Genomic DNA, 12255 nt, shown 5'->3' with positions numbered 1-12255 from the left:
AGACGTCAGCCTCGAGCGTCGTAGAGCGCCGTGAGGGTGTTGCGCACCGCGAGCTGGTCGAGCCGACCGCTCAGCTCGACCGTCACCGCCCCCGCCGGGACCGCGGTCCGCCGGGTGGCGAACGCCTGGTAGGCGTTCCTGCCCGGCTGGACGCCGAGGAACGACTTCGTGCCGTAGTCGGTCGTGATCTTCACGTCGACCGGGACGGACTCGGTGTTCTCGACCCGGACCGCGACCACGACCTTGTCCGCGATCGTGCGCGTCTCCGCCGTGACGACCGCCTCGGGACGCTCGCGCTCCGCCGCCCGGCCGTAGGGGGTCAGCTCGGCGGCCGCGGCGAACTGCAGTCCGTTCTGCGAGCTGAGCGCCACGAGCTTGACGTAGCGCGCCGCGGTCTCGGTGAAGTCCGCGCGCGCGAGCGCGGTACCCGCGGCGAACGTCCCCGTCGCGACGGGGTCGCCCCACGTGGTGTTGTCCTGCGAGAGGTAGACCTCGTAGTCCTTGATCAGCCCGTTCGTGCCGGACTGCCGGGGCAGGTAGCCGAGGCCGTCGAGCAGGTGGGCTGACCCGAGGTCCAGGGCGATCCAGTGCGGGTAGCCGGGCGCGGGCGACGAGGCCCACCGCGAGTGCCAGAACGTCGACGGCGTGCCGTCGATCGCGCGGGCCGCCGGGTCGCTCGTCGGCTCCTCGCTGCTGAACCCGGCGATCGCGAGCCGCGAGCGAGGCACGGTCCCGTCCGCGACCACCGCGACCGTCGCCTGTCGCGTGGCCGTGCCGTAGGCGCCGGCAGGGGAGTAGGTCGACCGTGCGACGAGCGCGTACTCGCCGGGCTCGGCCCCCACGGGCGGCTCGACGGTCCAGTTCGTCGTCCGCGCCTCCCCGTCGGAGAGGCCCCGGAAGGTCGTCTCCGTCGTCGCGGTGACCTGCCAGCCGAGGGGCGCCTCGAGCACGGTCGTCACCTCGTCGAGCGTGCGGTCCGACTGGTTGGTGACGCTCGTCGTGATCGTCGACCCCTGCGCGGCGAGGAGCTCGGTCGCGGCCGACGGGAAGCCCACGAGGACGGGGAGCGGCGTGAGCTGTGCGGCGTCGGTCCGCACCTCGAACACGCGCTCCGCGTCGCGGTTGATCCAGGTCGCCGTCATCGTCGCAGGCTCCACCGTCGAGTCGATCTCGAGGCGCAGGAACACGTGCGGCTCGACGGCGCTGTGGACCAGGGCGGGGTTCGGGACGTTGAGGCTCGGGATCACCGAGCTGTGCATCGGGGAGACGATGAACTGCCACAGGTCGTAGCCCACGCGGGGGCCGTAGTTGAGCGCCCGCGAGACGTGGATGTCGCCGCCGAGGAGGAAGACGCCGGGGATGCGGTGCTCCTGCACGAGGTCGAAGATCGCCTCACGCTCGTAGGAGTAGGTCCCCCAGTCGTCGGCCTCGCCGTTCTGCTTGTCGTCCCAGATCATCCCGCTCGCGAGGAGCTTGAACGGCGCGGTGCTCGCGAGGAGCCTCTCCTGCAGCCACTCCCACTGCACCCGGCCGATGCCCGTGGTCTTCGTCGCGTCCGCCCAGCTCTGCTCCGTGCGGCTGAACCAGCGCGGGTCGAGCAGGAACACCTCGAGCGGGCCGCGGCGGAACGACGTGTAGATGCCCTCGCCGTCGACGGTGCGCTCGCGCAGGGGCTCGCCGTCCGCGGTGTGGCCGAACGTCGCGTTCGCGCGGTAGTCGACGAACGCCGTGCGGTTGTTGCGCTTGCCCGGCAGGTCGCCGTGCACGTCGTTGCCGCCGAAGTCGTGGTCGTCCCACGTGCCCCAGACCGGCATCGACCGGGTGACCTCGCGCACCTGCGGGACCTGGAGGAACGCGCGGTGCTTGTCGCGCGCGGTCTGCAGGTTCGTGCTGTCGATGTACGGGGTGTCGCCCATGAAGACGAAGGCCTCGCAGCCCTCGGCCCGGATCGTGTCCCAGATGTGGTTCTCCTCCGTCCACACGCACGACCCCAGGCCCACGACGAGCTTGGTCGGCGCGTCGTCGGGCGGCGCCGTCGTGAACGACCCCGAGATGTCGAGCCCCGGGATCTGGTCGCCGTCGGGGGCGACCGCGTACGAGTAGGTGGTCGCGGCTGTCAGCCCCGCGATGTCGAAGAGCACTGTCGAGTCGTTGTCGGGGGACAGGACGGCGCCGACGCTCCGGCGGGGACCGCCTTCGGTCCAGTACTCGAGGTTCCACACCTCACGGTCGTGCAGGTCGCTGCCGGGACGGACGAGGACGCGCGAGTGGGTCGTGCCGGTGTCGCCGACCAGCGGGCCCGCGATCTCCTGCATCGTCGGGGTCACCACGGGCGCGGTGCCCGCGATGACGAGACGCACGTAGGAGGCGAACGCCGTGAAGAACATCTCGCTGTCGGCCACCGCCGGGGCCGGCTGCACGGTCTGGCCCGCGGCGTTGTAGATCTTGTCGATCGTCAGGCTCGACAGCACGAACCGCCCGCGCCCGTGCGCCCCCTCGAGCAGGGCGGGTGGGCGCCCGTTCGCGCCGCACGCGAGCAGCACCCGCATCTGACGCCAGTCGAGCAGCGACTCCCAGCTCACGCGGATCTGCGTCGACCGGCCCGTGAACACCTTGCCGTCGACGAGCCGCAGGTGCGCGACCAGCGGGTGCTCGGCGACGACGGGGAAGATCGTGTCGTAGTCGGAGTCGTTGCGGCTCGCCGACATCGGCGCGGGCAGGTACGACGCCGTCGGGTGGAACTGGTCGGACTGCGCCATGTCGAGCACCACGCCGCCTGCGGCGACGAACTCCTGCAGCGACGTCGCCTGGTCGGTGATGTACCGCCCGTACGCCGGGGTGTTGTTCGTGAACGTGCCGAACGCGATGACGTCGACGCCCTGCTCGGTGGCGGGCTTCGCGGGATCGAGCGCGACGACGGCGAAGCCCGCCTTCGTCAGCAGCTCGCGCAGGCCGGTCGCGTTGGTCCACTGGTCGCGGAGCTCCAGGACCGCCGCGCGCAGCGGGACGTCGTCGGCCGCCTGGGCGGGCGCGCCGTTCTGTGCGAGCAGGGCGGCGGCAGCGGCCGTCGCGGCCCCGCCGAGGAACGTCCGTCGGCTGGTGCCGGCGGGGGTCGGGCCGGCCTGTTCGGGTGCGCGCTTCTTCACGGGACATCTCTCCGTCACCAGGGGGACCCAGAGGACTGGGCGTGCGCCGACGCGCACGGTCCCGATCCGACCGGTACCGGATGTCCGGCAGCCGATCGTGAGGTGAACGGAGAGGGGCACGCGGGCGGCGACCGCGCCCACTTGTCCGGGCAAGCTGGGAGCGAACCGCGCCGGGCCGTGACGGCCGTCAGTCGACCGCCGGCCCGAAGCGTTCCGTCTTCACGCGCGCCGGGTCGTGGCCCAGCGAGACGAGGTGCCGCGCGACCGCCTCGACGAACCCCGTCGGCCCGCACACGAAGCACGCGGGCTCGATCTCGGGCGGCCAGCCCCACGCGGCGAGGTCGCGCCGTTCCAGGCGGCCGGGTCCGCGCATGGAGCCGAGCGGCGACGACCGGGTGTACACCGTCTGGACGTCGAGGCCGTCCCCGGCCTTCGCGAGCCGGTCGAGGTCGTCGACGTAGAGCCGGTCCTCGGGGCGGCGGACCGAGTACACGAGCCGGAACGGCGTCCGGTCGCCGGCCTCACGCCGCGTGCGGAGCATCGCCATGAGCGGCACGAGGCCCGACCCTCCGGCTGCGAGCAGGACGGGGGTCCCGGCGTCGCGCTCGGGCGACCACACGAACCAGCCGCCGATCGGTCCGCGCAGCTCGATCGCGTCCCCGACCGCGAAGACGTCCATGAGGTAGGTCGAGACCTCGCCACCTGGGACGCGCTGCACGGTGACCTCGACGCGGGCGGGCGAGCCGCCGGGGCGCGGGGCGGCGTCGGGCAGGGGCTCACGCGTGGCGACGCTGCCGATCGAGTAGCTGCGCTCGGCGGTGTACCCGTCGGGCGCGGTGAGCCGGAGATCGACGTGCTGCCCGGCCAGGTGCCCCGACCAGCCCGGGATCTCCAGGACGAGGGTGCGCGCCGACGGGCTCTCGTCCCACGCGTCGACGAGCGTCGCGACCTGCCATCCCGACGGCGTCGCGTACCGCGCGCCGAGGCGGACGGGCGCCTCAGTCACCCTGGTACCTCTGCTCGCGCCACGGGTCGCCGAGGTCGTGGTAGCCGAGCCGCTCCCAGAACCCTTGCCGGTCCATGGGCAGGAGGGTGATGCTGTTGACCCACTTGGCCGACTTCCAGAAGTACAGGTGCGGCACGAGCAGCCGCGCCGGGCCACCGTGCACGGGGTGCAGCGGGGCGCCGTCGAACGTGTGCGCGATCCACGCCTTGCCGCCGAGCAGGTCCGCGACGGGCAGGTTCGTCGTGTACCCGCCGTAGGCGCCGACCATCGCGAAGTCCGCCGTCGACTCGACCTCGGCGAGCAGCGTGTCGAGCGAGACGCCGCGCCACGTCGTGCCGAACTTCGACCAGCGGGTGACGCAGTGGATGTCGACGGTCGGCTCGTCCTGGGGGAGCGCCATGAGGTCGGCCCAGGACCACGAGCGGGTCTCGCCGGTCTCGGTCGTGACGTCGAGGCGCCACGTGCTCGTGTCGACGCGGGGCGTCGGGCCCGCCGAGAGCACGGGGAACCCGTTCTCGACGTACTGGCCCGGCGGGAGCGCGACGCCCTGCGGCCGCGGCCGGCCTTGGAAGCCCGGGGTGAGGGTGCTCATGGCACACGGTAGGCCTCCTGCACGACGACGCGCCACGGCGGGCGGCGCCCGTCGCGGCCGGGAGGTCGGCTGAGGCATGGACACACCGGCACGTCACGGAGATTCCTGACATCCTTCCCACCCATGGTCACCGGCAGCCCGCTCACCTACGTCAACCCGGTCGTCGACGCCGACTACTCCGACCCGGACGCGATCCGCGTCGGTGACGAGTACTGGATGATCGCGTCGAGCTTCAACCTCGCACCGGGGCTGCCCGTCCTGCGCTCGGACGACCTGGTCCGCTGGGAGCACGTGACGAACGCCCTGCCGCGGATCACCCCGGAAGAGCACTTCGCGCTCCCGCGGCACGGCGGCGGCGTCTGGGCACCGAGCCTGCGCCACCACGACGGCCTCTTCCACGCCGTCTACCCCGACCCCGACCACGGGATCTTCGTCACGACCGCCGTCGACCCGCGCGGGCCGTGGAGCGAGCCCCGCTGCCTCATCCCGGGCAGCGGCCGCATCGACCCGTGCCCGCTGTGGGCGTCCGACGGCCGCACCTTCCTCGTGCACGGGTGGGCGAAGAGCCGCGCGGGCTTCAAGAACCGGCTGACCCTCGTCGAGGTATCGGCCGACCTCGGCGAGGTCGTCGGGGCGCCGCGGGACGTCGTCGACGGCGCGACGATCGAGGGCTTCGACACCCTCGAAGGGCCGAAGCTGTACGAGCGCGACGGCTGGTACTGGATCTTCGCCCCCGCGGGCGGCGTCGCGACGGGCTGGCAGACCGTGTTCCGCTCGCGCGACCCGTACGGCCCGTACGAGCACCGCATCGTGCTCGCGCAGGGCGACACCGACGTCAACGGCCCGCACCAGGGCGCCTGGCTCGACACCCCGTCCGGGCAGGACTGGTTCCTGCACTTCCAGGACCGCGGCCCCGCGGGACGTGTCGTGCACCTGCAGCCGATGCGCTGGGACGACGACGGCTGGCCGAGCGTGGGGGAGCCCGGCCCGGACGGAGTCGGGCAGCCCGTCGTGCGCCACGAGGTGCCCGACGGCGCGACGCGCCCCGGCCCGGAGCGGCGCCTCCCGTACACCGATGACGCGTTCGACGGCCCGCAGTGGTCGTGGCAGGCGAACCCCGACGCCCGCTGGGCCGACGCGCCCGCGGGCGGGTCGCTCACGCTCCACGCGGTCCCCGACGACTCGGGCGACCTGCGCCGCCTCGGGCACGTCCTCGTCCAGCGGCTCCCGGGCCAGACCGGGACGCTCGAGGTGACGATCGACGCCGACGGCCTCGACGCGGACGGGCTCGACGGCTCCCGCGCGGGTCTCGTGCTGCTCGGGCGCGAGTACGTCTGGGTCGGCCTCGAACGGGTCGACGGCGCGCTCCGCCCGGTCGCACGGGCGTCCGGTGCGCCGGGGGAGCAGGAACGCGTGCTGCGCGTCGGGGCACCGGCCCGCGGCCCGCTGCACGTACGCGCTCAGCTCGACGACGAGCCTGCCGCCTGGCTCGCCTGGTCCGTCGACGGGTCGACGTGGACCGAGGTGGGACGAGGCCTGCCGTTGACCGCCGGGCACTGGACGGGCAACCAGGCAGGGCTGTTCGCCGCGGCGCCCTGGGGGTCGCCCGCGACGGGGAGCGCCACGTTCGGCCCCCTGTGCGTCACTCTCGACGACGAGTAGGGGGCGCGCTCAGCACACGATCTGTCGGTCGTGCTGAAGCCTGCGCTGGCTTCGCTGCGCTCCGGCTCAGCACTCGATGACGTTGACCGCAAGGCCTCCCGTCGAGGTCTCCTTGTACTTCGTCGACATGTCGACGCCGGTCTGGCGCATCGTCTCGATGACGGTGTCGAGCGAGACGACGTGCGAGCCGTCGCCCTGCAGGGCGAGGCGCGCGGCGGACACGGCGGTGCACGCGGCGATCGCGTTGCGCTCGATGCAGGGCACCTGGACGAGTCCGCCGACCGGGTCGCACGTGAGCCCGAGGTTGTGCTCCATCGCGATCTCCGCGGCGTTCTCGACCTGGGCCGGCGTGCCGCCGAGCACGGCGCAGATCGCGCCCGCGGCCATGGAGCACGCGGACCCGACCTCGCCCTGGCAGCCCGCCTCCGCACCGGAGATGGACGCGTTGCGCTTGTACAGCGCCCCGATCGCGGCCGCCGTGAGCAGGTAGGTCCGCATCGCCCGACGCCGGCGGGCGGGATCGGCAGCGACGTCCGGGTGGGTGCGCAGGAAGTGGCGGCCCACGGCGGGGATGATGCCCGCCGCTCCGTTCGTGGGGGCGGTGACGACCCGACGGCCGTCGGCGTTCTCCTCGTTGACGGCCATGGCGAACGCCTGGAGCCACTCGATCGTCGTGTCCGCGCCGCGCTCGTCGGCTCGCTCGAGCTTCTCGCGCTGAGCCCGGGCCCGACGGCGCACCCCGAGCCGGCCGGGCAGCACGCCGTCGCGTGCGAGGCCCGCGTCGACGCACGTGCTCATCGTGTCCCAGATGCGGTCGACGCCCGCCTCGACCTCCGCGACCGGGCGGAGCGCGGTCTCGTTGGCCCACGCGACGGCGGCGACCGTCGTGCGCTCGCGCTCGCACACCGCGAGGAGCTCGGCGGCGTTGGCGAAGGGGAACGGGACCCCGTCGGGCTCGGTGCCCGGGTCGATCGCCGCTCCCGCGAGCTCGGCACCGACCTGCGCGGCCTCGTTCGCGGCAGCCCGCTCGAGGTCCACGGCGGTGAGCACGAAGCCGCCGCCCACGGAGTAGTACGCCTCCTCGGCGAGCACCTTGCCGTCGGCGTCGAGCGCGGTGAACCGCATCCCGTTGGGATGACCCGGCATCCGCGTGAGCGGTGCGAGCCGGACGTGCTCGGTCGTCATCGTGATGCGGTGCCGCCCGAGCAGCGCGACCGGAGCGCCGTCGCCGAGCTTCTCCCACGCGCCCGGCACCTGGTCCGGGTCGCACGTCTCCGGGTCGAGGCCCAGCAGGCCGGCGACGACGGCGTCCGGCGTCCCGTGCCCAACCCCCGTCGCGCCGAGCGACCCGCACAGCACGGCCCGGACGCCGGCGACCCGCTCGAGCGTCCCGCTCGCGTCGAGCCCCGCGACGAACGCCCGGGCCGCCCGCATCGGCCCGACCGTGTGCGAGCTCGACGGGCCGATGCCTACCGAGAACAGGTCGAGGACCGACACGTAAGAGCTCATGGGCACCATCGTCGCACCTCGTCCCACGATGTGAACGATTTTTGCTATAGCGACGGTCGTCGCGGTGCTCAGCGCTCCCGCGCGAGCACGACCGGGCACGTCGCGAGGTGGTCGTCGACGAGCCCGCAGGCCTGCATCGCCGCGTACGCGGTGGTGGGGCCGACGAACCGGAAGCCCTCCTTCTTGAGCGCCTTCGAGAGCGCGACCGACTCGGGGGAGAACCCGGGGACGTCGGCCCACGTCGCCGCACGGCCCGTACGGGGCGGCGGGGCGAACGACCAGACGAGCTCGTCGAGCGTGCGGCCCTGCTCGTGCAGCGCGAGCACCGCGCGCGCGTTGTCGATCGTCGCCTCGATCTTCTGCCGGTTGCGGATGATCCGGGCGTCGGCGAGGAGGCGCGCGACGTCGTCCTCCCCGAACACGGCGACGGCTGCGGGGTCGAACCCCGCGAAGACCTCGCGGAAGGCGGGGCGCTTGCGCAGCACCGTGATCCACGACAGCCCCGACTGGAAGCCCTCGAGCGCGATCCGCTCGAACAGGGCCGTGTCCCCGTGGACGGGGACGGCCCATTCCGTGTCGTGGTACTCCTCGTAGAGCGGGTCGCCGTCGCCGAAGCAGCGGGCGCCCGGCTGCGGGCGCGGGGGTGCGTCGTCAGGGACGGCGCGGGGAGTCGTCCCCGACTGGCTGGTCGTCTCGGTCGTCATGCGTCCACTGTGCCGTCTCCCGCCGACACGCGGCACGTCCGGGCAGCAGCTCTGTGGACGAGCGTCGGTGACCACCGGCTGTGGACGGCGACGGGGAGTGGTCCCCGTCGCCGCGTGCCGTCCGTCCGGTGCAGACTTGGCCCCGGCCGCGCTCTCCATGGTGCGGCCGGACGCCTCGCCCACCGCCCTCCCGAGGAGCACCCATGTCCGACGCCCTGGCCGCGCTCGCCGCCGCCGTCGCGGCCGCGCCCGAGAGCGCGCCGCTGCGCGTGCACTACGCGAGCCTCCTGCTCGCCGACGGGCGTCCCGTCGAGGCCCTCGAGCAGGCGAGCGCCGCGCTCCGGCTCGACCCCGCAGACGGCGAGGCGCTGCGACTCGTGCAGGAGTCGGCGGCCGCCGCAGCCCGGCCCGTCGGCCCTGCGACGCCCGCCGTCGCGCCGGTCGCGGCTCCGTCCGACCCGCCGGTGGCAGCCCCCTCCGTCCCGCCGGTCGCGAGCGCACCGCGCGCACCGTCGTCGGACCGGGACGGTGGCGACGACCTCATCACGGGGGTGCCGTCGGACGAGACCCTTCCCCGTGCGCCCCGCGCGCCCCACCCGGCCCTCCGCGAACCTGACTCTCCCGGTGCCACCCCGTCGGTGCCGCCGACCGCGTCGGAACCGTCCGTGCCGCCGTCGGGCATCGACTGGGACCGGCTGGAGCACGAGCTGGGCGTGCGCGTGCCGCCGCCGTTCGTCGAGCCGGACGACGCCGGAGCGTCGGCGACCGACGAGCCGTCGGCCCCCGCACCCGCGGACGGCGACGCCGGCCCGGCTCCGGCGGCCGGCCAGCCGTTCCTCGTCCCCGCGCGCGACGACGCCGCGGACGACGGCTCGGGCCTGCTCGAGGTCTCGCGCGAGACGATCACCCTGGCGGACGTGGGCGGCCTCGAGCCGGTGAAGAAGCGCATCCGCGAGGCGTTCCTCGAGCCCATGCGGAACCAGGCCATCGCCAAGGCGTTCGGCAAGTCGCTGCGCGGCGGGCTCCTGCTCTACGGGCCGCCCGGGACCGGCAAGACGTACATGGCGCGCGCGGTCGCGGGCGAGCTCGGTGCGCGGTTCCTCACCGTGACGCTCGCCGACATCCTCGACAAGTACATCGGGGAGAGCGAGCAGAACCTGCACAACCTGTTCCAGAAGGCGCGCCAGCTCGCGCCCGCCGTGCTGTTCCTCGACGAGGTCGACGCGATCGGCGGCAAGCGCGCGCAGTACTCCGGGTCGTCCGGGATGCGCACGGTCGTCAACCAGCTCCTGCAGGAGATGGACGGCATCGGATCGGACAACGACGGGCTGTTCGTCCTCGGTGCGACGAACCACCCCTGGGACGTCGACACGGCGCTCCTGCGCCCCGGGCGCTTCGACCGGGTCGTGCTCGTGCTGCCGCCCGACGAGCCCGCGCGCGACGCCATCCTGCGCCACCACCTCGACGGGCGCCCGATCGCAGGCATCGACCTGCGCTCGATCGTGCAGCGCACCGACGGGTTCTCCGGGGCCGACCTCGAGCACCTCGCGGCGACCGCCGCGGAGAAGGCCATGATGGACTCGATCGCGACGGGCCAGGTGCGCCCGATCACCATGGCCGACATGAACGCGGCGCTCGCCGACGTGCGGCCCTCGACGACGGCGTGGCTGCAGTCCGCGCGCAACGTCGTCACCTTCGCCAACAACGACGGCCGCTACGACGACCTCGCCGCGTACCTGCGCTCGCGGCGGATGCTCTGAGGCGCGGGTGAGCACCGCGACCGACCCGCGCGCCGTCGTCTCGCGCGTGGAGCTGCTCGTCCAGATGGGGCGCCCCGAGCGGGCGCTCGAGGAGGCTGACGCCGCCCTGGCGTCCCTGCCCGACGACGCGCAGCTCCTCGCGACGGGCGCGTGGGTCCGCCTGCGCCTGCAGCGCTCCGCAGAGGCGCTGCCGATGCTCGAGCAGGTCGTCGGCCTGCACCCGGACGCGCCCGGGCCGCTGTACCTGCTCTCCATCGCGCGGCAGAACACCGGCGACGTGCCCGGGGCGCGCGACGCGGCGGCGAAGGCCCTCGAGATCACGCCCGACGACGCGCGCTACCACCTCCAGCTCGCCGACACCCACCTGTCCGGACGCGTCCGGTCCGCCGACCGTGCGCTCGCCCGCGAGCGCATCGCGTCCGCGCTCGAGCTCGCGCCCGAGGACCCCGACCGGCTGGTCCAGGCGGCGCGGCTGTGGTCGCGCCTCGGGGACGACGACCGGGCGCGTGCCCTCGTGCGGCAAGGCCTCGCCGTCGCGCCGGAGCACGAGGACCTGCTCTACCTCGACGCCGCGCTCGCCGGCGACGCGGGCCGCAGCGCCAAGGGGTACAGCGGCGTGCTGGCGCTCAACCCCGAGCACGCCGAGGCCGGCTACCTGCTCCACGTCAGCGTCTGGCAGCAGGTGCTGCGGCTCGCCGAGATGCCCGTGCTGCTCATCGGGGCGGTCCTGCTCGTCGTGATCTTCTCGATGAGCGACGCGCACGTCGGGAGCATGCCCGTCTGGGGGATCGCCGTCGTGCTGTGGGTCGGGATCACCGCGATGCGCGTCCTGCCCGTCCTCCTCCAGGCCCCGCGCGGACTCGTGCGGCGCACCCTGCGCTGGACACCGCTGCGGGGAGGCACGGTCGTCGCGCTCGCGGTGCTGTGGGCGGGCGTCCTCGCCGCGCTCGCGCTCCTCTACCTGGTGCGCGACGCCGTCGTCGTGCGCTGGTTCCTCGTCGGGCTCGGTGCAGTGCTCCTCGTGGCCGCCGTGACGTCGTCGACGCTGTACCGGTCGATGCTCGTCCAGTCGCGCGACCTCGGCTACCTCCCGCCCGGTCCGGCAGGGGCCGCGCGGGTCGCCTCGCTGCGGGCGTGGCTGCGCGGCACCGCGATACGCCGCGCCGTCGTCATGGGGCTCGTCGCGACCGTCGTCGCCGGCATCGGCCCGGGCGCGCTCGCGCGCGAGGACGGACGGCCCGTCGCCGCGCTCGCCGCCGTCGCCTGGGTGCTCCCCGCGACCCTCGGCCTGTGGGTCGCATGGCGGCTCGCCGCCCGCCAGCGCGCGGCGACCGACGACCGCCCGCCCGTCAGCGCGGCCGCTTCTGTCCGTGCAGGGCTCGGGGCAGCGGTCCTCGTCGTCACGACGGCCGTCCTCGCCCTCGCGACCGTGGCCGCCCTCGCCGCCGTCCCCGTCACGCCCAACGAGCACGACGCCGACGGCCGATACGTCCAGGCGCCCCCCACCCCGCGCGACCCCGACTCCGACGTGCAGTCCTGCGGCGGGCGCCCGGCGAGCCGGCTCGCGTGCATCCAGGAGAACAACCGCATCCGGCAGGAGGAGCTGCGGGAACAGATGGACGACATCGACGTCCCGACCTTCGACGTGCCCGACCTGGAGCAGCTCGACATTCCCGAGATCGAAGTCCCGGCCCAGCCGACCCCCTGAGGTTCCGCCCCGCGGCCACCGGTCCAGATCGCGCGAGGTAGAACCGCAGTCGCGCGAGGTAGAACCGTGGTCGCGCGAGGTAGAACCGTGGTTCCTTGTCGGACGGGGGTGGGTCGGCTTGGGTGTCGGGGCGGGTGGGGGCGCCGCGTCTTCCATCCGCCGCTCGTT

8 protein-coding genes are annotated in these 12255 nt (G+C 73.9%); 3 read left to right on the top strand and 5 right to left on the bottom strand.

Translation table 11 applies throughout. From position 1 onward, the window contains the following. Positions 1-5: 5 nt before the first annotated feature. From ACMXGY_RS19780 to ACMXGY_RS19770, 3 genes are all read right to left on the bottom strand, one after another. Positions 6-3146, bottom strand: coding sequence for an alkaline phosphatase D family protein (locus tag ACMXGY_RS19780; protein WP_483774677.1), 3141 nt, complete (start codon positions 3144-3146; stop codon positions 6-8). A gap of 187 nt (positions 3147-3333) precedes the next feature. Next, positions 3334-4152 carry a ferredoxin reductase gene (locus ACMXGY_RS19775; RefSeq protein ID WP_483774676.1) on the bottom strand — a complete coding sequence of 273 codons (819 nt, stop codon included), beginning with the start codon at positions 4150-4152 and terminating at the stop codon, positions 3334-3336. Beyond that, the gene (locus tag ACMXGY_RS19770) at positions 4145-4744 is read right to left on the bottom strand and encodes a sulfite oxidase-like oxidoreductase (protein ID WP_483774675.1); all 600 of its coding nucleotides are present in this window, start codon (positions 4742-4744) and stop codon (positions 4145-4147) included. The genes ACMXGY_RS19775 and ACMXGY_RS19770 overlap by 8 nt, the downstream gene beginning before the upstream one ends. A 123-nt stretch (positions 4745-4867) precedes the next feature. On the opposite strand from ACMXGY_RS19770, the gene ACMXGY_RS19765 reads away from it, so the two are divergent. Further along, on the top strand, positions 4868-6406 hold the full coding sequence (locus ACMXGY_RS19765) for a glycoside hydrolase family 43 protein (RefSeq protein WP_483774674.1): 1539 nt from the start codon (positions 4868-4870) through the stop codon (positions 6404-6406). A 66-nt stretch (positions 6407-6472) separates the two neighbouring features. Here the strand turns inward: ACMXGY_RS19765 and ACMXGY_RS19760 are convergent, their stop codons facing one another. Both ACMXGY_RS19760 and ACMXGY_RS19755 read right to left on the bottom strand, forming a co-directional pair. Continuing rightward, complete coding sequence (locus ACMXGY_RS19760; RefSeq protein ID WP_483774673.1) at positions 6473-7915, bottom strand: L-serine ammonia-lyase; 1443 nt, start codon at positions 7913-7915, stop codon at positions 6473-6475. Between the two features lie 68 nt (positions 7916-7983). Next, positions 7984-8619 (bottom strand): DNA-3-methyladenine glycosylase I, encoded by a 636-nt coding sequence (locus ACMXGY_RS19755; RefSeq protein WP_483774672.1) that lies wholly within the window; start codon positions 8617-8619, stop codon positions 7984-7986. 203 nt (positions 8620-8822) lie between these two features. Between ACMXGY_RS19755 and ACMXGY_RS19750 the strand changes: the two genes are divergently transcribed. Beyond that, positions 8823-10379 (top strand): ATP-binding protein, encoded by a 1557-nt coding sequence (locus tag ACMXGY_RS19750; protein ID WP_483774671.1) that lies wholly within the window; start codon positions 8823-8825, stop codon positions 10377-10379. Positions 10380-10386: 7 nt separating this feature from the next. After that, complete coding sequence (locus tag ACMXGY_RS19745) at positions 10387-12087, top strand: tetratricopeptide repeat protein (protein ID WP_483774670.1); 1701 nt, start codon at positions 10387-10389, stop codon at positions 12085-12087. The last annotated feature ends 168 nt before the right edge of the window (positions 12088-12255 follow it).

It is taken from the genome of Cellulosimicrobium sp. G4 BAM 1002 (genome assembly GCF_057126935.1).
Note: the sequence above shows the minus strand (reverse complement) of the source record. Positions and strands in the feature narration are given on the sequence as shown.